Source organism: Desulfoscipio gibsoniae DSM 7213 (genome assembly GCF_000233715.2).
Taxonomy (GTDB): Bacteria; Bacillota; Desulfotomaculia; order Desulfotomaculales; family Desulfallaceae; genus Sporotomaculum; species Sporotomaculum gibsoniae.
On the sequence record NC_021184.1, the window covers coordinates 4437740 to 4460041 of the forward strand.

The following is a 22302-nucleotide window of genomic DNA, read 5'->3' on the forward strand; positions in this document are numbered from 1 at the left end:
TTACAAAATTTAGTCCAGCAATCAACTTTATTAAAGCTTGTTCGGAAAAACAGGCTTTGGTGCCAGGTGTTGAAAGGTTGAAAATCTTTGATTTTCAACCTTTCAACACCTGGCACCTATCGAAGCAGCAAATGCTTTGTAGGCGAGACTTTTAGCTAATCGTTAACCGGTCAAATTTTTTTAAAGCGAACATATACTTATTTGTGAAAACCAGGGAACACCGGGGTGACGGGCGCCAGGCGCCCCGCATATATCTGGTAATACAAATTGATATATGTGGAGTGAATTATATAATGCCAAAGCTGGCCATAAATGGTGGAAAGCCCGTCCGCACAACCCCCTTTGCCCCGTGGCCTTATTTTGCCACAGAGGAAATTGCAGCGGCATCTGCCGTGTTAAAATCCGGTAAAGTCAACTACTGGACCGGCCAGGAGGGGCGACTGTTCGAAAGCGAATTTGCCAGGTTTGCCGGGTGCAAGTACGCTATAGCCCTGGCCAACGGGACTGTGGCACTGGAACTGGCCCTGTACGCCCTGGGCATAGGTCCCGGGGATGAAGTTATTGTAACCAGCCGGACTTTTATAGCCTCGGCCAGCTGCGCAGTGATGCGCGGTGCCATCCCGGTGATGGCCGACGTAGACCCGGTAAGCCAGAATATCACTGCCCAAACCATCGCGGCGGCCCTCACCCCCAGAACCAGGGCCATCATTGCGGTACACCTGGCCGGCTGGCCCTGTGATATGGACCCTATTTTGGAGCTGGCCAGGGAGAAAGGGCTATTCGTTATTGAAGACTGCGCCCAGGCACATGGAGCCAAATATAAAGGGCGCCCGGTGGGGTCAATGGGCGATGCAGCGGCTTTCTCATTTTGCCAGGACAAAATTATGACCACCGGCGGTGAAGGCGGCATGCTGACCACCAGTAATAAGGATATATGGAAAAAAGCCTGGAGCTATAAAGACCACGGCAAAAGCTATGAGGCAATATATAACCGCCGGCACCCACCCGGCTTTCGCTGGCTGCACGAATCCTTCGGCACCAACTGGCGGTTAACCGAAATGCAGTCCGCCATCGGGCGGGTTATGCTCAAAAAATTACCCGGTTGGCTCGAAAAACGCCGCAATAATGCAGCTATACTCAATAAGCGCTTATGCGGGATTCCCGCGCTCAGGGTCACCCTCCCGCCCCAGGGTTTTAAACATGCCTACTACAAATATTACATTTTTATCCGGCCGGAAAAAATAAAGGACGGGTGGAACAGGGATCGCGTTATGGCTGCCCTGTGTGCCGAAGGAATCCCCTGTTTCAGCGGCAGCTGCAGTGAAATTTACCTGGAAAAAGCGTTTGCCGGTCAAGGTCTGGGCCCGCCTGCACGCCTAAAGACCGCCCGAGAATTGGGTGAAACATCATTAATGTTCCTGGTACACCCCACCCTTACTGAAGCTGATATGGAAGATGTCTGTTTGGCTGTTGAAAAAGTTTTCCGTGCCACCGCAATGGCTTGAGTACTTCATGGTTCGATAGACCAGGTTTGGCGAAGTTAAGTAGACCACCCACCTGCAAGAAGCGTAACCATCGCAAAAAGGCTGCACTAACGCAGTGCCTTTCACTGTTATTCGTGATAAACATTGAAAGCCCGGGCTAATATTTTACTGCCCGGGCTCTATAAAATACGACTATGACTAAACATAGCTTATTAACATTACATCTAGCTGGTGCCAGGTGTTGAAAGGTTGAAAGTTATACAAAGGTTGATAGTAATACAGTAGTATGGAAAATGGATCATGTTTTTAGGAAATGGATTATGTTTTCGGGCAATGCCCAATAGTAATTATCTCTGCAGTATTATTCATCGAGACCTATCTGCACTGCAACTTCCCGGCTCAACTCCTTAATCCGCTCCGGCCGGTGGGATTCCACATAAATTCTAAATAGCGGTTCGGTACCCGAAGGCCGCACCAGCACCCACTCACCGCTGTCCAGCACCAGCTTGACACCATCTAAAGTAATACGCTGGGTTACCGGTATACCGGTTAATTCAGCGGGATTAAATTGCTGCAGTTTTTCCAGCACCATTTGCTTCCTGCCGGATGTAGTATGCACATCCAGGCGTTCACTGTATAGCTGGCCGCCGTATTCTTTAGCAACATCCTCAGCTATGGCCAACAGTCTTTTACCATGTACCGCCACCAGCTCCGCCGCCAGAAGTCCGGCCAAAATACCGTCTTTTTCCGGAATATGTCCTTTAATTGACAGCCCGCCGCTTTCTTCACCGCCCAGCACACAACCCTTTTCCAATAGATTTTGACCGATATATTTAAAGCCTACAGCGGTTTCATATACCTGCTGGCCATGCTGTTGGGCGATACGGTCCAGCATGTGGGTGGTGGCCACGGTGCGGGTGACCGGGCCAACAATGCCTTTAACCGTAATCAGGTGATGATACAGTAGGGGCAAAAACTGGTTAGGGGTTACATAAACCCCGGAGGAATCGATAATGCCAAACCGGTCGGCGTCCCCATCCAGCGCCAGGCCCAAGCGTCCCTCATCTTCCTGGATCCACTTGCAAACATCCTGAAGAGTTTTACCGGTGGGTTCGGGCATACCGCCGCCGAACAGCGGGTCGCGATAGCAGCGGCATTGTTTAACCGCAGAGGTAACCTTTTTGAGCATCACATCCAGGTAGCCCACACCACTGCCGTGCATGGCATCAACCATCACCTCCAGGTTGGCCCGCCTGATAGCTTCCATGTCCACCAATTGCTCCAGGTGTTCGAAATATTCAGGGCGGGGATCAATAATGATACGTTCGGCCACGCTGGGTTCCCCCTGGCGGGTGGCTTTGCCAACGGCATCCCTTGTGTTAAAAACGTCGGCCAACTCCACCGCCTGTTCCTGGTCCGTCCACCGCCCCTGCATGGCACCTCCCTGCAAACGGGCAATATTTTCCTCAATGGCCCCGGTGATGTGCGGCAGTGCAGGACCGGCGTAATCGGGGATAAACTTGAATCCATTGTATTCCGGCGGATTGTGACTGGCTGTAAGCATCACCGCACCGGCCGCTTCATGCACTTTAACGGCAAAGGCCGTCACCGGGGTGGGCAGCGGACTGCCAGCCAGATATACTTTAATGCCGTTTTGGATCATTACATCCGCCACGGTATCCGCGAACCGGTCCGATAAAAAGCGGTTGTCATATCCCACCACTATACCTTTATGCCCGGCGCCTTGTCCGTTTACGTAATCGGCCACTGCCTGGGAAACTATGCGCAGGTTATCAAAAGTAAAATCATCGGCTATAATACCACGCCAGCCATCCGTGCCGAACTTTATTTTTCTCATCTAAACGCCCCTCCCTTATTTATACTACCCAATGTATTTGTTATTTGTATTTGTGAATTCTTATTTGTGAAATACTTCCCAGTTAATAATTATAGCATATGGATACATATTTTGCCATCGCCCCGCGTATTAATGTACAAACATTATTCTGCCTGTGTCATGGCTGTTTATACATTATTCACCAGCAATGAAGGGATTGATCATTTATGATTATGCAAAACGCCCACAGTTTAAAACTAACCAAAGTTGAAAATGCCCAACAGCATATGAACATGTACCTGAATTATATAAACTGGTTAAAGGGGAACAGGGGCCACTGTTTAGCTGGTTCCGCAAAGGGTATGGATTTTCAACTTTCAAAAACCTATACTGACTTGCAACTTTCAACAACCGGCACCAAGATTAACTTTCAGGATTAGCTTTCAACATTCAACCTTTCAACACCCGGCACCATCAAAAAAAACGCAGGACCTTGGTTCACTGGTCCTGCGGTTTTTTAGCGTATTTGTCTGTAATAATCCACCGTATCGCGCAGCCCGTCGACCAGGCTGCGTTTCGCCTGCCACCGCAGGCCCGTCACCGCTGCCTTTTCGTCCAGGTAGCTGTGTTCAATATCACCGGCCCGGGGTGGGCAGTATTCCGGCTCCAGATCACTGCCGGTGATCTGCCGTAATGTATCGTACAGCTCATTGACCGATGTTGGAATGCCGGTGCTGATGTTAAAAATACCGCAGCCACCCGACCTACGGGCAGTGCCGGAACCGGCGGCGCTGTCTATATCAATTGCAGCCAGGTTGGCCCGGGCCACGTCACCCACAAAGATAAAGTCCCTGGTCTGCCTGCCGTCGCCGAAAATCCGGCACCGCCGGCCCCGCAACAGCCGGTCCGTAAATATGGCCACCACGCCACCTTCCCCGGTGGCGTCCTGCCTGGGACCGTACACGTTGGCATAACGCAGTGCGATGTATTTTAAGCCGTAAAGCGCCTGGTACGCCACCAGATAATGCTCCACGGTGTGCTTGGACACGCCGTACCCCGACAGCGGCTGCACCGGATGCTCCTCGTCAACGGGCAGGTAACGGGGATTGCCGTAAACTGCCGCAGAAGAAGCATAGACAATTTTCTTAACCTCGCAGGTGCGGCAGGCTTCAAGTAAATTAATGGTGCCCAATATATTAATAGCAGCGTCAGTTGCCGGGTCATCTACGCTGGTTTGCACGTCAATCTGGGCGGCGTGGTGGATAACATAGTCGGACTTTTCGGCCTGCAATACCTCCCGCACAAACTTCCCATCCCGAAGATCACCTTTATAAAAGTTCACCCGGGGGTCAATATTTTCAAACCGCCCGCTGGACAAGTTATCCAGCACAGCGGTACATGCCCCCCGGGCAATCAGAGCATCCACTATATGAGAGCCTATAAAACCGGCCCCACCTGTAACCAAAACTCGCATAAAAGCCTCCCACGGGTGCCCAAAGCCACCCCGCCTTAATAATAACATTGCACCTTACAACGTGAAACTATTATATCCTATTCGCTACTACATCCTCCAGATAGCTGCGAAACTCTCCGGCCAGGTCAGGCCGCTTCAGGGCGAACTCCACCATCGCCTTGAGATAACCCAGCTTATCACCTACATCGTAACGCTTGCCCTCGAAAACCAGCCCGTACATGGCCTTTTGCATAGCCAGTTCTTTCAGGGCATCGGTAAGCTGGATTTCTCCGCCCGCTCCGGGTTCGATACGGGCTAAAATATCGAATATATCAGATTCTATGATATACCGTCCCATTATAGCCAGCCGGGATGGAGCTTGTTCTGGGGCTGGTTTTTCCACCAAACTGCGCACCCGGTAGATATGCTCCCTTAGCGATTCGGCGTCTAGAACGCCATATTTGCTAACATCCGCCGGGGGTACTTCCTTGACACCGATAACGGTACTCTGCACCACCGCGTATAAATCCATAAGTTGTTTCAGACAGGGCACGTTACTGTGCACAATGTCGTCACCCAGCAACACAGCAAATGGCTCATCGCCCACGAACCGCCGGGCACAAAGCACAGCATGCCCCAGCCCGAGGGGTTCCTTTTGCCGCACGTAATGAATTTCCGCCAGGTTGCCGGTTTCCTCCACTATTTTGAGTAAATCCTGCTTACCTTTACTGCGCAAGTGCTCTTCAAGAAGTGTAGATTTATCAAAGTGATCTTCAATAGCTTTTTTATCCCGACCGGTAATGATTAATATGTCCTCTATACCTGATTTTACTGCCTCTTCAATTATGTACTGAATGGTCGGTTTGTCCACAATGGGAATCATTTCCTTTGGGAGTGCCTTAGTGGCCGGTAAGAAACGCACCCCCAGGCCGGCTGCGGGAATAACCGCCTTTCTAATCCGCAATGTTATACCCCCTTACCCATGTTGCTGGTAAGCTTGTTCACATCATGATCACTAGAGCAAGTTACCGATTGATTTTATGCAATACCCTTTAAAAAGGTTACTGTATTAAATAAATAATTCCATATAAAACTCAATAATCCTTTAATGTAAATATTCTAATCAAAACAAAAACAAGTAAATAAGCAGCTAAGAGTCATTGCACCAAGCATAAATTAAAAAAGCGGTCCTACATTTTCGAGGACCGCCGTTGCCTGTATTTATCAGTTATTCCGCGCCTCATTCGATGAGAAATGCCCAGCACTCCCACTCGATCGGCCGAATAAATCAGCAATATCGCCAGCACTACCAACATAGCCAGTGCATGATCGTTACTTACCAGGTTCAATACCACAGCGGTTAAACCCAGAAAAGCACTAATAGCGTATATCACCAGCACCGTCTGACGGTGGCTGAGCCCCATCGCCATGAGCTGGTGGTGCAAATGTTCACGGTCGGGCTGAAATATGGGCTTGTGTTTATTATAACGCCTGATCACCGCGAAGAAAGTGTCCAACAAGGGCACCCCCAGTATAACCAGGGGTATAATCACCGACACAGCCGTGGCGCTCTTGGTCAAGCTCATTATAGACATTACCGCCAGTGTAAAACCTAAAAACAGTGACCCCGAATCGCCCAGAAATATCGTGGCGGGGTGAAAATTATGTTTCAAAAAACCGGTTACCGCAGCCACCAGCACCAGCGCCAACATAATCATTTCAGGCATACCGCTGAGGCTGAACAAGTGCCACTGTGTCCAGGCCACCGCGGCCATGGTCAATGCGGCAATACACGATACACCACCGGCCAAACCGTCCAGACCATCGATAAGGTTTATGGCGTTGGTTACAGCTACTACCCAGAACACGGTGAGCGGTATGCTCAACAACCCTAAAAACAGCAACTGCCCGGTTAGCGGGTTAGTTATATAATGTATCTGAATGCCAAACGGAATGACCGCCAGCGCAGCCACAATCTGCCCCAACAATTTAACCCGCGGGGTAAGACCCCGCATGTCATCCAGCATCCCCACCAGCAATATTATCGTGGCACCGGTAAGCAATCCCCACACCGGCAGCGATGCGTTCGGCAGTAAATACCGGATCAACAGCACTGCGGGCACAAAGGCCAAGTAAACAGCCAGTCCACCCATCCGGGGCATTACACCGCTATGGACCTTGCGGGGATTGGGATGATCCAGGGCCCCCGCTTTAATCGCCAGCACCCGCACACCGGGGGTAATCAGGTAACCCAAGGCCAGTGCCAGCACCAGGGGCAGTATATATTTTTCCACTTTAATCCCTCCAGCCGGTTGTTATTCGGCTCAAGACAAGTCTATTAATTTTATCACCGGCGGCGGCATTTACACAAAGCGCAGTTATCGCCAATATTCAAGCGTAATCCCCAAATACCTCACTAAAACGCAGGGTTTGTCCATACAACACCGCAGCACGTCAATTTGCGCGACAGGGAAACTATTTGACAATAAATTATCCGGCAATCCTTCATTCCCTGTCCACCAGCGCAAATAACAGATCGGCCTCGGCCACAAGATCGTCCCCCACCTTGGCAATACCTTTGCCCTTGCCAAAATTACCACGAAGGCGCAGTAATTCCACCTCCATGCGCAGCACATCACCTGGCACCACCTGGCGCCGTAAACGGGCTTTATCAATACCTGCAAAAAGAGCCAGCTTGCCGGCAAATTCCGGCTTGCTCAGCACAGCCACCCCACCCACCTGGGCCATAGCTTCAATAATCAGTACTCCCGGCATCACCGGGTATCCTGGAAAGTGCCCCTGGAAAAACTGCTCCCCTGCGGTTACATTCTTGGTGCCCACCGCCCGCACACCAGGCACTACTTCCTCAACCCTGTCCACCAGTAAAAACGGGTAACGGTGGGGTAATACATCCATAATTTCTTTTATGTTCATAACACCGTTGGCCATATTCAACATCCCTTCTTGTTTTTTCTGCAGTTAAAATGAACTACCCCGCGTAAGCTCAGAACAGGGATTTTCCGGCAGGGAGTTAGAATCTATATTCATTATTTCCACAAAAAACCTGCAAATCCTGCAATCTAACATTTTATGGGTAGCCGGCCGGAAAACCTTATAAACAAGATGATATTGTAAAGTGGTACTTGACATCGATAATTTTTTTGCTAAATTGAAGGATCTTACGACAAAACGAACAGGATTGTCATGTTATTAGTAGTTTATGATCCCCCAGCCGCTACTATAACGATAAGTAAGCCACCCTTTGCAGTATAACCATTGCAATATATCTTTCAACTTTCAACCTTTCAACCTTTCAACACCCGGCACCAGCTTTCGCACCAGTTCCGCTGTGTAAGCGGCGGCTTGTTGCAAATCTTCCAGTTTTCGGGCCATATCATCCACCAGCTGTTCTTTATTGGACAGATAGGTTTCTGCCTGTTGGGCCAGGGCCTGGCTTTCGATTTCGGCCGGTTTTCCCGCGGGGGCCAGTCCAAGGCGGCTTAAAAACCGCTCCACCTTGGGATCATAGGCGATACCTACCGGGGGCACACCGCAGACCGCCGCAAAAATCAAGGCATGCAGGCGCATGCCCACCAGCAGATCCAGGTTGCCCACCAAGGAGATCATTTGCGGTACAGATAGTTTAGTACTGATAATTGTACGCGACTCCCGCATCGCAGCCGCCACTTCACGGGATGCTACCAGGTCGGCCGGGCTTTGCATAGGCAGAAACACGATGGTCCGCCCCGCCCGGGCCAGCCTGTCGCATGCTTTGGCCAGTTCCATTTCCCAAATGGGGGGACCGGGCAACGGCCGCACCGAAACCCCCACTACCCCCGACCCAACCTGTATATCATGACGGCGCAATATTTCCGCTCCCACAGAAAGGTCAATATCACCGGGGCGCAGGCCCAATACAGGGTCAGCGGTCACCTCAACGGGCCGTCTCACCCCCATGGCCTGTAGATCCTGCAGAGACTCTGCATCGCGTACTGTGACTGCCTGCACCCGCTGGGTGGTAAGCCCCACCAGCCGCCGGCCCGCTTTTGTGGTCACCGGGCCGATGCCCTGGGCATAGTACATCACAGGCCGGCGAAAGAACCTGGCCAGCCAGATCACCCCAAGATAATACATCAGGCTTTGCAGGCCGGTGACGTCCTGCAGCAGGCTGCCCCCGCCGCTGATCAAAAGATCGGCACGGCGAACTGCCCCGGCCACCTCCCGCATATTCCAGCGATCCACTGCATGTACCCCGTAGTCCCGGGCAGTGTTCCGGGGTTCATTGGATAATACGGTGACTTCCAATTCGGGTACGCTGTGGCGCAATACACGCAAAATACTGTACAGCACAGCCTCGTCTCCCAAGTTACTGAAACCATAATAACCGGATATAACCACCCGGTTGCGTTGTTTACTACCTTTGCTAACCACGGACACACCTTCCTCGCACGACAAATGCTACTATATTATTACATTAACTTGCATACTCGCGCAACCGGCCAGTTATAGGTGCCAGGTGTTGAAAGGTTGAAAATCTTTGATTTTCAACCTTTCAACACCTGGCACCTTTGGGAACAGATTCTTTTAGCAAAAAAATAAAAACGCAAGCCGGATAAACCAACTTGCGTCCCACTTGTTTTTGGCTAGGGCAAAGTATCTATAATTATCTCCACATGCCTGCTTGCAGCAGACTCTTCCTGCTTACTTTCTTCGAGTGAGCCAGGGGTATGGTTGGTTGAAGGTGTATGTGTCGATGCATCATCCAGTGACTGCTGCCCATCTACATAGCCACCATCACTATCCCAACCGCCACCTTGATCTTCCCCAGCATTGTTATATTCAATAACGTCCGGTGTCTCGTTATAATAAGTGTCATTGATATTGTCACTGGTGTTATTTTCATTGCTGTCAGTGGCTGAGTTGTTAGTTGCAGTGTCCGAAGTGTTCTGCCGCACCTGCCCTGCAGACCCGGTTTGCTCCATGGCTACTTGTGTTGGAGTATTACCTGTCATGGCTCCCCGCACAACCTCCATAACCTTGCCTTCTTCAAACAGTGACCTGGCTACTTCCTTGGCATTTTGCGGATCTACATACCAGTAGCTGATGCCGTGCTCATCCAAAAACCAACCCGGCATGGTCTGGGTTACCAGTTGTATATTATTCAGCTTGCTGCCTGCCTGGGCCAGAGCAATCATCTGCTTTAAACCCATATTGGTTTCAACATTTTTTTGTATCTGGGGTATCAGCTTGTGCAGTTTGGTGATGGACTGTGGTTTCATCGCCTCATCGGCAATGGCGGCAAGCAATTTTTGCTGGCGCTGTGTGCGGGTGATATCTCCCAGCTCATCACTACGGTAGCGGACATACATCAAAGCATGCTCGCCATCAAGTTTTTGCACGCCCTCGGTTAGATGAATGTCGTAAGCACCGCCGTAGGCATTTTCATGGTGATTCATATCTTTTTCAACATCAATGGTCACGCCGCCCAGGGCATCAACGATATCCTTAAAACCGTTGAAGTTGGTAAGAATATAATAATCCACCGGCATCCCAACGAGTTCCGATACCGTTTCCATAGCCATTTCCGGCCCACCGTACACAGATGCCGCGTTAATTTTATTAACCCCGTGTCCGGGCAAATTCACCTTCGTATCCCTTGGTATGGAAAGCAATGAAATACGGTTATCTTTATTGTTAATATTGGCCAGAATCATGGTATCAGTCAGTAAACTTTTGTCGCCGTCTCGTTCATCCACAGCCATCATTAAAACATTGATGCTGGGCAGCTTGGTAATTTGGTCATCCCCTTCGTCACCAGCCATATTATCCTTACCGGTGAACAGAGGCCAAAGATAGTTATTTGCCGCCGCAAAACCGCCGGCGAACAGGCCAATCATCAATAGTAAAAATATAACCAAACGCAGTTTACTTTTTAATTTTCTTTTTCTTCTTATGGACATACCTGACAGGACACCTCCCTTTCGCTGCCAAAAACACTGCTCATGGGACAAACTACATCGACATAATATACCTTTCTCAAGCTTTATTCAATTGAAATTATCGCATAAATATTAAAAAAATATCATAGTTTTCGACCTAAACGGTATGTCTTCAGCACCAGCCAGGCAAATTTAGGCAATACCAGCATGCGCCGCCAGCGCGATGGCTCACTGATTAGCCGTCCCAGCCATTCTATTTTCAATTTCTGCATCCACAGGGGCGCTCTAGCCACCCGGCCGGAAATTACGTCAAAACTGCCGCCCACACCAACGGCCACCACGTGGCCAATGCTTTCAATATGGCGGTCAATCCATTTTTCCTGGGCCGGTGCCCCCAGGGCCACAAACAACAACTGCGGTCCCTTTTGTTTTATAGATTGTACAATAGCGACCTCTTCGTCCGATTTGAAATAACCATGCTGGGTCCCTACCACCTGCAGCCCGGGAAAGCGGCGGGTTAATTGTTTCGCTGCATCTTCAGCCACCCCGGGAGCAGCCCCCAACAGGTATACTTTCCAGCCTTCAGCGGCGGCCCGATCCACCAGGCGCAGCATCAAATCAATACCGGTAACCCTCTCCGGGAACGGCGTACCAGTCACCCGTCCGGCCCAGACAATACCCTCTCCATCAGCGGTAACCAGGTCCGCTTTGTTGATTAGTTCTAAAAGGTCATGATCAACCTGCACAGCCCGGTAAAGAATTTCAGGGTTCAGGGTAATTACCCGGCGGGGGCCTCCCGCACTGATCAATTCAGCCACCCGCTCTACGCTCTGGTCCATGGACAGGCAGTCAATTGGTGCGTTTAATAGTTTAACTCTCATAATTATCACCTGGTATATAGTTGTTGACGTAAAAAATCAGTCATTTGTTGCAAAAAAATTAGCACGATACAAAAAATTATTCATCCCCAAAACCGGACTTATGGTTTTTACTTCGACAACACGGTTACATTTCCTGCATATTACCTTGTCCTGGATAAATCCTTTCTATGTGCATGCTGGAAGGAGGACGGGGGAGGAGGAAGCAAGAGAACCATCCCCCTGCTTCCTTCCCTTTTTCCCTACTTTTTAACTTTTTTTATCTTTACAAACAAATGTTTGAATGGTATAATTTTCACAAATAAATAAGAATTAGGGTGTGTAGCATATGTATAATACATTAATAAACATTTATAATTCCATTCATAATATAGAGTCAAAACTGAATCATTTAGAGTGTAAATATCCCCATATTGTCAAAGAAGACGATGCAACTAAAGTATACAATCTACTCGCGGAGCTCTGTGAAGAAACCAACATCCTGGGCAATCTAATAGATGCTTTTTTACAGCTGAATACGCCTACTCTTATTACAATAAACATCTTACTAACTAATGAATTAAACAGCAACAATAATAATAAGAAAGTAACCGAAGATTTGTTAATTTTTAAGAAAATTGTGGAAGAATTAATATTACTAAAGAAATAGGGAGATTGACATGCATAGCACAGCAAAAGAACATATACTATTAGTTCTCCAGCGCATCAAACAAGCTCTATGGAAAATGGATAAAGAATACGGACTTGCGGGCAATCATTTTAAATCAATGCGACATGAATTAAATACAATTGCCACCAACATGAACACTCTAAGTATATTTTGCATGATGAATATAGAGTCGTTGGAAAAATTAATAGATATAATAAAAAACCACGTTAACAACGAAGAAGATCCAGTTATAAAGGCAGATCTAAATAAGTTAATTGATAACCTGGAAAAAGAATTAGTAAAAAAAGTAAAAGAGTTAAATTAGGGAATGTTTTTTTCTCATGTTATAATCATTAAAAAAAGTATGTTCCTTTCTTGGTATGTTGGTTTTGGCGGATTAACAATACCACAAAAAGGAAACATACTTTTTCTATTTAAAACCATCGCAAAGCAATTTCGTTTTTCTCTTTCTTGCTTTCATGGAAGCAAGAGAACCGTCCCCTTGCTTCCAAACTTTTTTGCCGGAATTGATCAAAAAGGTGACTTTCACGCTTTGGGCCCGGGTTACACATCATATCTATAACTATCCAGCAAATCGTTGTCTTCATCATAGAAATATAATCTTACGGTTTCAACTTTAACATCCTCATCTTTAAATTCATTGGCTATATCCTTGCCAATATCTTCCACAGCGTCTTCAATAATGCGCCTGTTTAGATCATCCCATTTTGTTGCACAGTCTGTATCCTCTGGTTCAAAATTCACTCTAACCTCATCATCATCTTTATCATAGCTGATATCGGATACCGTAAATTTCAAATCATCTACTCTAAATCTTTCATTTAACAGATTGTCTTCCACGTCAGAAGCATTTTCACTGCCGCCCCGGAAGTAATCATCGTTAAAATCCACCTCCAGGCGGTCTTTGCCGTCTTTATCGAATTCAACCAGTTCATCATCATCCGTACTGTAAATAGTACCGTCAACCACCGTCTCGTCCGTTAGCTCATCCTGGATATATTCAACCAGATCATCCAGCCAGTCTTCTATATTCCTGTCCGTTAAATCTTCCCACTCATCTTCATAATCGTCCAAATCCACTTCAATTTCAACTTTCACATGATCCTCGTCGCCGCGCAGCTTAATACTGTCTATATATACATCTTCCAGTTTATCATAATCATCCATCAAATCATCTTCCAGGTCACTTAGATCATCATCATCTTTGTCATCTTTGTCATCATTATTTTTTTTCAAATCTTCAACTTGTTTTTTCAAATTGGCGATTTCCTGATCCTTTAAAGCCATCTGTATTTTAAGGTTATTTTCTTCCGTAGAAGCGCCACTTGTTATATAGATGCTTTTTGTATCGGCCACCCAGTTCACGTTACTATTTAGTGCCTCCCCGGCCACACGCAGCGGTACGTAAGTAACCCCGTTCAATAAAAAAGGCTCCTGGCCGGCCGATAAGCTAACCGCTTTTCCATTGGCATATATCACTATATTATTATAATTAACCTTAATTTGTTTGGTGGCCACCGATGCTTCCGCCATACCGCCCAAAGCCAGCAGCATAACCGCTGTCATAATTAATACTGCAAATCTCCTTCTAAAAATAACGAACCCCTCCTAAAAAAAATTATTTTTTTAATTAATTATTTGACGTATTAATATAGCAACTTGTTCCTTACAATGTAAAACTTTTATATTATAGATCTGGATTCCTGCATACAAAGAATTTTAAGAGATAAAAAAGAAAGCCCGTCGATAGACGGCTTTCTTATACTGGAAGCTATACCGTAAATCATTAGTTTACCCCCACTGCTTTTCAATCTTCCTGAAACCATCCCCAGCGCTTGATAAGAAGTTTTTCCCCGGCACGCCAAAGAATAATCAGCGCCAGGCCAATGATAATACCCAGCCAGAGACCGTGTATACTGCGGGTCAATGATATGGCCAGGGGGGTATGGATATGGGCATAAGTGTTAACCAATGAAATCTGGCCAATGGCACCACCCAACAACAACGGTATATATTGATTATTCCGATAGCCCAGATATAACAGCAGCAACAGCAGCGGGTGTCCCAGTAAAAACTCCTTGGTACGGGGACGCACACCTAAAATATTATCCAACAAAGTGCGAAACTGCAATTCCCAATCGGATATAGCCGCGGATTCGTTGCCGGTACGGGAAACATAAACCAACAGCGCCGCAAACAGTACCCCACCGAGAATGGTAAACTTGACCAGCACCGGTTGCTCTAAAAACTGCTGCAGCTTTCGCTGCCAGCTACCATCGCCCTTTGCTCCAGCAAAACAGAATACCATCGTCAGCAGCAGCAACGGGACCACATGGGCCAGTTTAACCCCGGTAAACTGATCCAGCTTAAGCATAAAGCCTACATCGCCCAGCAGGCCCACCATTAATAATGCCCCAGCCAGCGAGTAAAGGGAAGTACGCAGCAATAGCAACACACTGCGACCCAGCGAGACCCCGCCCTGCCGCACATTCAACATCAGAGATAAGGTGGGGAAAACCACTACCGCAATGAAGGCCATTATCTTACAAGCCGGAGTAACCATATCCACGGCCAGCAATCCTGTCCAGGCAATCAGGCCTATAATACCGCAGCCCAAGGCTAATCGGGGCCAGCCCATCATTAAAACAAGCAGCATCGCCCCGGCAATAACACCCAACCCGATTACAAACAATACCAACCGGGAAACTCCAAGGGGCTGCAGCACAGATGCCTCACCCACCTGCAATCCTTCGGCCTGTAAATTTTCCCTGGTCTCTTCCACCAACTGCAGATTCATAGCCAACATATCCGGCACATCAGTTTTCATATAAGTATGCAAAAGTAAAACCCTGATATTGCGTTCCGTAGCCGCCAAATTAAACCGATCCACCATGGCGGCAATATCGTAATCTTTTTTGATATCTTCCTCCAGGGTCAGCGTGTGCAGCCTGACTACATTTTTATCCAGCAGCAGGCCCAGTTTGGCCAGGCCCTTCTGGCTGGAAAACTCAATCTGCACCAGCGGAACATCCTGTTCCTCCATTAAATATGACAGCAACCTGACCTGTTCCGGAAAACCGGGCAGCACCGGGTCATTGAATAATACCCCGGACAGGTTTGGTATCTTTCTAAGCTCCCGGAAAACATAGGTTAATCCTTCCGGGGTTACCTGGTTCCAGGTACGCACCTGCACCATGGCCTGCAACCCGGCGGCATTGACCTCCTTCACTGCACCGGCCAGAAATCCCAAACCCATTTGTTCAAACAGGCCCCAGTTGTAAGCCACCTCTATAATATTAACACTCGTTCCCTCTCTACCTTCCCAGGAGCGCACCGGTACCTTCTTGGCCTGCAGCTGGCCCTGCACCCTCTGGTATACTTCAGTGTCCCAAATGATCAAATAGCGGTAATCCGGTTTTATCTGCTCCCTGAATGACTCGCCAAATTGCTGCCATATGGCGGCATTACCAGGCAAAAGCAGTTCATTGCCGGTACGCATCAGCAGTTCACCAGCAGCTTGGGCATCGCCTACGGTAGGTTCTTTAATTAATACTGTGCTTACTCCACTTTCTCTGAACATGCCCAGCGCTTCCGCCACGTCCAGGCCATTCATCCTGGCCAGTGAAGCCACCTCATCATAAACAACCGACATGGCCACGCTTTGATTATTTTCTTCCAGCCCATGCCTCTGCCATGCTATATATCCGGCGGCCAGCAAAGAAACAATGATTACCCCAATTAATATAACTTTCCACTTATTCTCGCGCAAAAGCAAAACCCCCAACGATTGATAGAATAGGCTCCGTTCCTCAAAGTTTTCGCCGCCTTGATAGGTGCCATTCCATATAACCAACTCTTCCCGGTCAATACTAAATCAGGTAAACCGCTATCGTCTTTTATCTTGCAGCATTTCCACAAACTCTTTCATCAATAGATAAGCTGCCCCGTGGCTTAACGGTTTTTCAGGGTCCATATAATCCCGCCAGTAATCTTCCTGTCCCGTAAATATACCTTTCTCTGCAAGATAATCCAACGATGCTTGTTTGCTTAAATCTAATCCCAGGAATTTAACCAGCATATAGCCGGCATCATGCAGGTTAAAGATATTTCCCTCGGGATACAGCGAAGGTAATTCGGAGATATCCAAAACGCTTTGTTTGATCACCTGGTATAAGATATTGATATATCTTTGCTCAGCAATATCCTGATCCAGCCGATAATCATTATTATATCCACCCGAAGCCAGCCCAAGCCCACGAATAAATTTCAAACCAGCATACGCCTCGTGACCGGCCAGTTCGTTGTCTATGTGGAAAGGTTCCAACTCAACACCCTGTTCCTCTAGCCTGCGCTGCAGCTCAGCAATCAACTGCCGGTTGGCAGCCAGTTCCCGGAAGGTTAAGTGATGTTCCGCCACCAGTGCCGCTGCCGCACCGGCAGCCTGTCCCGCAGCCATACCCACGGGAACCGTTCTGGCACTGCCGTGGGCCAGAGAATCAAAGCTGGCCGTTCTGCCCACCACCAACAGCCCGTCCACCTGCTGCGGCACCAAACACCTGAATGGTACAGCATATTGCTGTGGAGCACCGATGATTATGCCCGGAATACCGGGGTCAGTTGGCTGCATGTCCACTGGATATGACCCAAAGGCTATCCTATCGTCAAAATCCCGGTTTTCCAGAACATCATCCAGGGTCAACCGGTACTCACCATAAATATGCCTTGATTCACGAACGTACAGCTCAGGTGCCACTCCCCCCAAACCGGCTTTGCTTAAACCGGACACCTTCTTATTAAGAAATTCTACAATTGCAGGCAATTCCTTAACGGCTATTTCCCTGGCTTCCTCCCTGGAACCGGGATCAAGGGGGTCGACCCCATAAATCAGCAGTGCGTTAATCAACAGACTGCCGTCATTTTGCCGGCCGATATTCAGCCCCCTCAAAAAAAGCCTGTCAGTGGACGGCTTGTATAAAGCTGTTTGATCATAAAACCCCCAGGCGCTGTGCCTATTGGCACCGGTGCTTTTTCTGGCATCGGTAAAGGTCAAATAAAAACGGATTTTCCACCAGTCCAGCCAGCTTACATTTTCCAACCTGAATACCAGGGTAGCTGCCATCAGACTGGACTGCCTGCCGATATCCTCCTGGCCCAGGCTGAAAGGCACACCGGCCAGGGCCGCCATGTCCCCGTCCTGGGTGGCGTCAATAACATTACGGGCTATGATTTCCCTGGTCACGCCGCCGTAAACCAGCCTGATGCCCGTGACCACCCTGCCGCCCGGTGGCTCGTTTTTCACATCTTTCACAACAGGTATTACAGAATCAGCGTTAAGCAGCACGGTAAGTTTTTCTTCAGCGTTCACCAGCCGGTTAAATGCCCGGACAGCGGTTTGCACATCAAAGGAATCTCCCTCAACCAGGTCATAAAACTCCTGAAAGATACCTTTATTTAATATTTCCCCGCCCGGGCCGTAGTTCATGTCTATGCTGTTCAACCAACCCCTGGTCATCAGCCCCCCCAGTTCGGGCCGGGTATCCACAAGTAAAACATCAAGGCCGTTCCGTGCCCCCGACACTGCGGCGGCCACCCCTTCGGGATCGCCACCCACAACGATTAAGTCATAAGCATCCCCCACAGAACGGGGTGGGGGTAAGTACTCGTTGCCTGTATCTCTATTTATGATACTGTTGATAGCCGCATAGGCCAGCGCTATAACCGCCAGCCCGGCTAGCAGGGCTAACATAGCAATCTTTTTGTTACTGCTCATCAACTAGAAATGACCTCCTCCCCCCCACCAAGGTGAGGGGCATCCGGAAAGCCCGAAGCAAGCAACCTAACTCGCGTAACAGTGCCTTGCTCACGAGTTATACACCTCCAAAAAGCCCGAAAAGCAACTGAGGGCTGAGGGCTTATTCAAAATATCAAGAACGCCCCCCTTTGGCTAACCCGTTGTTCTACAATCCCCGGTACATAATAGTGGTTGGTTTTTGGGCTTGGATGCCCCGGCCGTCAGACCTGGGCAAGCTAAGCAGGTGGTTGTTTTCCACCACCTGGCCGGCCAAGACATTTTTCCCGGCCGTTAAATCAGGTATGCCGCCACCGCTGCTGGGATCCACCACCACAGCGCTGCCGCTGCGCACGATGATTTCGGTGCCCGCCTTACCGATAAATTCCTGGCCGGTTTCCAGATTCTTAACGATCCATTCTAAAGAACTAGAGCCACCTAAAGAGCCCAGACCGCCAATGTACTCCTGCACATACTTTTCCACAAAGCTTTTGGTGACCAGAGGGTCAGCAGCGGAACCAGGCTCACCACCGCTGGCCGCAGCCAGACCTGCATACCCAATGATGGCCACCGCAATGAGCAGCAGAGATACCATCACAGCTTTAGATTTCTTATTTCTCACCGAGCAAAACCTCCATTTTTTCATATGATGGTTTCCTACTTCGACAAGACGAGTGTATTTCCTGCATATACCTTATCCCGCTCAAACTCTCTATACAATCACATGGTTATTCATTTTAGTAAAACCGTTTATGAATTTTTATTAATTTGTAATGGGTACATTCATTCCGCACACTTATATACCATATTAAATGCTGCCAATAAAAAGACGGAAAACACTGGCTAAATGTTCCCCGCTGTGTAGTGTTTCTCTGTTTCTATTTGATATTTAAACAAGCATAGCCCAGCCAGTTTTTTACAGGCCGGTTTTATGCAACCGTTAGAATTTGTTGACAAATGTGTAATTTTGTAAAAAAGAAGGATTTTAAGCATCCAACATCAAAATAAAAATATAACAACTTAATCTTAATATAAAGGAGGTGGTTGTTACTGCCAATAACCTCAGATCAAGGGTCTGAACAAAAAGAAATATCAACAAAATCAGGAGGTTAAGCATGAAAACAAAATTGATAGCAGTGTTAACTTTGAGCCTTTTCTTATTCAGCAGCAGCTTGGCTATGGCGGTAGCATCTCCGGCTATTTTCATCAACGAAACCCGTCTGGTTACAAAAAACTCCGCTGTTGTTGAAGACGGCCAAACACTGGTGCCCTTAAGAGCAATTTTTGAGGCACTGAATCAACAGGTAGACTGGAACGCCGATGACAAGTCTATTACATCAGGAAATATATGGTTACAGGTTAACAATCCCGTGGCTACCATTAATGGAGAAGATGTAAATTTAGAAATCCCTGCCAAAATAATAAAAGATAGAACGTAAGCATTATATAAAAACTGCCTACATCCTATCTTTTACTAGGGAAAAGTGTTTATAATTACCTTCCATATTTCCTGGTATCAGACTCTTCCTGGTTACTTTCTTCTAATGAAGCGGGAATGGGGGGTAACAAGTAAACCGGTCCCCGCTTGCCATCTTTTACTTGACTGCTATTTCACACACCATATCCCGGAGCATGTATAGGTCAACGATTTGGCCCTTCTTGATATTATTCAACCTGATTACAGTACCGTAGGAGTTATGGGCATACACATCTTCGTTTAGTTTGTAAGCATTCCAACTACTTCCACTTTCAAGATATACCTTGTCTTCCTCATCATCCATATCAAAGGCCAGCTTACCGGAAAGTTTCTTCATGATCATAAATGTATAACCACCGCCCGGATTCTCCAAAACCTCCACCCGGTCACCGGTATCCAGCGTACTCAGGGAATCATACACCCGGCCATTTGAATTAATTCTGCTGCCGGTGGCAAAACTGAATTCAGTGGTCTTACCGCTAAACAGCTTTACCACTATCTTCTTCTGACTTGTGTTTATAAAAGTAACTTCACCAAGTTGAGATTTAATTACCTCCACTTTTTCTAAATCACGACCCAGGTAAGTGGCTCTTACCAGATCACCCTTGTGCACATCATCCAGGTTGGGGTAGGTAATACCCGGCACTATCAAATCTACACCGCCCCTTACAGATAACCTGAGACTGTCGCCATCTTCATCCACCACTTCCAGCCGGTCATACACCTCTCTGACATTTTCCACCCTACAAATAACCAAAGTGCGCAGGTTAATCTCTTCCACCCGATTATTATCCAGTACTATGCTGGCGTAATCCCCTCGTTTTATTTCATCCAGCTCATCCCGGCTATCTTTACTTTCCACATCCACATCTTTATCTATCACATACGTTTTACGCTCGCCATTATCTCGCTGCAGCACCAACAACAACCCGTCTTCATCTATACTAACTATGGTTCCCTTAAGGGTATCGTCTATTTCTACAGCGATAATATCGCCGTCCAGCAGACGCACTGTTACTTCCATATCCCTTTCCAGATCGCTTAATGAATCATTTTTACCATCAACTGTAATCCGGGCTTCTTTTAACACATCATAAGACTTTAACTTATCCTGGCCATCTATTAAAGTAAGCACACGGTTTTGGGTATCCACGGCGTAAACAGTGGCTTCTACAATATCATCGTCCTGCTGACCGCTTATTTCCAGCGCGATAATCTCACCGGAATCTACTTCAACAGTAACCGTATCACCCTCGTCCACGTCAGAGAGAAAGGCCTTTGACAATCCAGGCGAGGTAACTTGTACTACGGAAGAAAGCTTATACGCGCATAACTGTCCGTCAACATCCAAGGTAATGACGCCATTGTCCTCGTCCAACACCAGCACATTACCTGTAACCTTCAACTGCGAAGCCAGCTCCAATACCTCTATACCGGTAACCCAACCGTCTTGAACGGTAACCTTCACCCGATCGCCCTTGCGTATATCATTTATGGTGGGGAAACGAACACCTTCCGCCCGCACACTGACGTAATCACTCAGGCGAAAAGAAGATAAACGTTCATTATTATCCGATTGAAGAGTCAGCAGACGAGCTTCCATATCCAGGTCATAGACCACGCCCTCGTTACCAACCATACCCGTTCTAGCTTGCACCACAATACTTATCACATAGCCCTGTGAGTTAAGACCAACCTCCACTTCATCACCGGGCTGCAAAGCATTCAGCCCTTGCTGGCTGGAGCCCGTCACGGAAATATCGAACCCACCGGGCAAATATAGGGTTTTCAAACCACCGCTGATATCTTCTAATACAAAAGCATCGCTTTCGGCATAGATTTTGACCACTGTCCCGCTAAGCGTTGTTTTTGCCTGCTGATTGGAATTAGTAACGGTGCCACTTTCGGGCAAACTTTCCATGGCCCGGCTCAAAAAAGTAACCAACTCAGCACGATTAACCTCATTGTTCGGGCGAAAAGACCTGTCATTATATCCAGCAATCAGATCATTATCCTGCGCCACCCGCACATAATACAAAGCCCAATCGGGTATTTGGTTGGAATCCGTAAAATTGGGCAGCAGCAACCTTTCCTCAGCCTCGGATTCCTTACCGATCATACGTACCAGCAATCTGGCCACCCAGGCCCGGGAAGCCCCGGAATTAGCAGAAAACTGGTCGGACTTATCAAGTAAACCGTGCTGCACAGCCAGCTTGGCTTCCCCTTGAGCCCAGGTGGGCACGGGGAAAGGCACCTCAATCAAGTCAGTGGTTGACGATGCTTTAAGACCCATGACCCGTACGACCATAGATAAAGCTTCTACCTGTTTAACAGTTACATAGGGGCGAAAGGTTCCGTCAGTATACCCCCCAGCCACCCCCAGTTCACTCATTTGGATAATATCCTTGGCCGCCCAGTGACTTTCGGCAACATCAGAAAATCCGGCCATAGCAATACCTCCAAAAGCAAACACGGAAAGCGCCGCAATTAGTACAATAAAGGAAAGCCATGTCAGGCCCCGCTTTCGCATGGCAAGTTCACTCCCCCTTTGTAAAAATAATTACCTTAGGGTATTTATTTCGACACCCCCGGCCCCACATCCTGCCAGAAAAAGAGAAAAAGACCGGCATAGCTGGGTATAATTGTGCTATAAGTAAGACAGAGAACACTGGTGAAATGTTCCCCGTTGGGTAATATTTTCTTTTGCGGACAGTGGCCCCCAGCTCGCATCAAACCCCTGGCTCTTCCCAAAACTCTCAAGCATATTCTTAGTAGG

17 protein-coding genes are annotated in these 22302 nt (G+C 47.9%); 4 read left to right on the top strand and 13 right to left on the bottom strand.

Translation table 11 applies throughout. The features are described from left to right. Window positions 1–293: 293 nt before the first annotated feature. Window positions 294–1505, top strand: a complete 1212-nt coding sequence (locus tag DESGI_RS20650) for a DegT/DnrJ/EryC1/StrS family aminotransferase (RefSeq protein WP_006521355.1) — start codon at window positions 294–296, stop codon at window positions 1503–1505. Window positions 1506–1845: 340 nt separating this feature from the next. Here the strand turns inward: DESGI_RS20650 and DESGI_RS20655 are convergent, their stop codons facing one another. From DESGI_RS20655 to DESGI_RS20695, 8 genes are all read right to left on the bottom strand, one after another. Further along, a complete protein-coding gene (locus DESGI_RS20655; RefSeq protein ID WP_006521354.1) occupies window positions 1846–3342 on the bottom strand; it encodes a phosphoglucomutase/phosphomannomutase family protein in 1497 nt (498 codons plus the stop codon). A gap of 496 nt (window positions 3343–3838) precedes the next feature. Beyond that, a complete protein-coding gene (locus DESGI_RS20665) occupies window positions 3839–4795 on the bottom strand; it encodes an SDR family oxidoreductase (protein ID WP_006521352.1) in 957 nt (318 codons plus the stop codon). A 70-nt stretch (window positions 4796–4865) separates the two neighbouring features. Further along, window positions 4866–5738: a UTP--glucose-1-phosphate uridylyltransferase GalU gene (galU, locus tag DESGI_RS20670; protein ID WP_006521351.1), complete on the bottom strand. Its 873-nt coding sequence runs from the start codon at window positions 5736–5738 to the stop codon at window positions 4866–4868. A 226-nt stretch (window positions 5739–5964) separates the two neighbouring features. Continuing rightward, a complete protein-coding gene (locus DESGI_RS20675) occupies window positions 5965–7068 on the bottom strand; it encodes an MraY family glycosyltransferase (protein WP_006521350.1) in 1104 nt (367 codons plus the stop codon). 211 nt (window positions 7069–7279) lie between these two features. After that, entirely contained in the window at window positions 7280–7723 is a 444-nt protein-coding gene (gene fabZ, locus DESGI_RS20680) for a 3-hydroxyacyl-ACP dehydratase FabZ (protein ID WP_006521349.1), read from the bottom strand. A gap of 348 nt (window positions 7724–8071) precedes the next feature. After that, window positions 8072–9205, bottom strand: a complete 1134-nt coding sequence (gene csaB, locus DESGI_RS20685; protein ID WP_041285020.1) for a polysaccharide pyruvyl transferase CsaB — start codon at window positions 9203–9205, stop codon at window positions 8072–8074. Between the two features lie 212 nt (window positions 9206–9417). Further along, window positions 9418–10734, bottom strand: a complete 1317-nt coding sequence (locus DESGI_RS20690; RefSeq protein WP_006521347.1) for an LCP family protein — start codon at window positions 10732–10734, stop codon at window positions 9418–9420. Between the two features lie 122 nt (window positions 10735–10856). Continuing rightward, window positions 10857–11594, bottom strand: a complete 738-nt coding sequence (locus DESGI_RS20695) for a WecB/TagA/CpsF family glycosyltransferase (protein ID WP_006521346.1) — start codon at window positions 11592–11594, stop codon at window positions 10857–10859. Window positions 11595–11919: 325 nt separating this feature from the next. Between DESGI_RS20695 and DESGI_RS20700 the strand changes: the two genes are divergently transcribed. Next, window positions 11920–12240 carry a hypothetical protein gene (locus DESGI_RS20700; RefSeq protein ID WP_006521345.1) on the top strand — a complete coding sequence of 107 codons (321 nt, stop codon included), beginning with the start codon at window positions 11920–11922 and terminating at the stop codon, window positions 12238–12240. Between the two features lie 10 nt (window positions 12241–12250). Then, window positions 12251–12565: a hypothetical protein gene (locus tag DESGI_RS20705; protein ID WP_006521344.1), complete on the top strand. Its 315-nt coding sequence runs from the start codon at window positions 12251–12253 to the stop codon at window positions 12563–12565. Window positions 12566–12804: 239 nt separating this feature from the next. On the opposite strand, the gene DESGI_RS20710 is transcribed toward DESGI_RS20705, so the two are convergent. The 4 genes from DESGI_RS20710 to DESGI_RS20725 form a co-directional block, all read right to left on the bottom strand. Next, the gene (locus tag DESGI_RS20710) at window positions 12805–13827 is read right to left on the bottom strand and encodes a copper amine oxidase N-terminal domain-containing protein (protein ID WP_006521342.1); all 1023 of its coding nucleotides are present in this window, start codon (window positions 13825–13827) and stop codon (window positions 12805–12807) included. A gap of 241 nt (window positions 13828–14068) precedes the next feature. Beyond that, window positions 14069–16030: a DUF5693 family protein gene (locus tag DESGI_RS20715; protein ID WP_006521341.1), complete on the bottom strand. Its 1962-nt coding sequence runs from the start codon at window positions 16028–16030 to the stop codon at window positions 14069–14071. A gap of 117 nt (window positions 16031–16147) precedes the next feature. Next, a complete protein-coding gene (locus DESGI_RS20720; RefSeq protein WP_041285021.1) occupies window positions 16148–18031 on the bottom strand; it encodes an FAD-dependent oxidoreductase in 1884 nt (627 codons plus the stop codon). A gap of 187 nt (window positions 18032–18218) precedes the next feature. Continuing rightward, window positions 18219–18671 carry a hypothetical protein gene (locus DESGI_RS20725; RefSeq protein WP_006521339.1) on the bottom strand — a complete coding sequence of 151 codons (453 nt, stop codon included), beginning with the start codon at window positions 18669–18671 and terminating at the stop codon, window positions 18219–18221. Between the two features lie 493 nt (window positions 18672–19164). Here DESGI_RS20725 and DESGI_RS20730 point away from each other — a divergent pair, with 493 nt between their 5' ends. Then, complete coding sequence (locus DESGI_RS20730) at window positions 19165–19488, top strand: copper amine oxidase N-terminal domain-containing protein (RefSeq protein WP_006521338.1); 324 nt, start codon at window positions 19165–19167, stop codon at window positions 19486–19488. A 156-nt stretch (window positions 19489–19644) separates the two neighbouring features. Here the strand turns inward: DESGI_RS20730 and DESGI_RS20735 are convergent, their stop codons facing one another. Then, window positions 19645–22056, bottom strand: coding sequence for an S-layer homology domain-containing protein (locus tag DESGI_RS20735; RefSeq protein ID WP_006521337.1), 2412 nt, complete (start codon window positions 22054–22056; stop codon window positions 19645–19647). Window positions 22057–22302: the final 246 nt, after the last annotated feature.

Coding starts and splice junctions, on each gene's coding strand:
- DESGI_RS20720 (WP_041285021.1), bottom strand. CDS start 18,031: ATGAGCAGTAACAAAAAGATTGCTATGTTAGCCCTGCTAGCCGGGCTG.
- DESGI_RS20705 (WP_006521344.1), top strand. CDS start 12,251: ATGCATAGCACAGCAAAAGAACATATACTATTAGTTCTCCAGCGCATC.
- DESGI_RS20655 (WP_006521354.1), bottom strand. CDS start 3,342: ATGAGAAAAATAAAGTTCGGCACGGATGGCTGGCGTGGTATTATAGCC.
- DESGI_RS20665 (WP_006521352.1), bottom strand. CDS start 4,795: ATGCGAGTTTTGGTTACAGGTGGGGCCGGTTTTATAGGCTCTCATATA.
- DESGI_RS20700 (WP_006521345.1), top strand. CDS start 11,920: ATGTATAATACATTAATAAACATTTATAATTCCATTCATAATATAGAG.
- DESGI_RS20690 (WP_006521347.1), bottom strand. CDS start 10,734: ATGTCCATAAGAAGAAAAAGAAAATTAAAAAGTAAACTGCGTTTGGTT.
- DESGI_RS20695 (WP_006521346.1), bottom strand. CDS start 11,594: ATGAGAGTTAAACTATTAAACGCACCAATTGACTGCCTGTCCATGGAC.
- DESGI_RS20650 (WP_006521355.1), top strand. CDS start 294: ATGCCAAAGCTGGCCATAAATGGTGGAAAGCCCGTCCGCACAACCCCC.
- DESGI_RS20730 (WP_006521338.1), top strand. CDS start 19,165: ATGAAAACAAAATTGATAGCAGTGTTAACTTTGAGCCTTTTCTTATTC.
- fabZ (WP_006521349.1), bottom strand. CDS start 7,723: ATGGCCAACGGTGTTATGAACATAAAAGAAATTATGGATGTATTACCC.
- DESGI_RS20735 (WP_006521337.1), bottom strand. CDS start 22,056: ATGCGAAAGCGGGGCCTGACATGGCTTTCCTTTATTGTACTAATTGCG.
- DESGI_RS20710 (WP_006521342.1), bottom strand. CDS start 13,827: ATGACAGCGGTTATGCTGCTGGCTTTGGGCGGTATGGCGGAAGCATCG.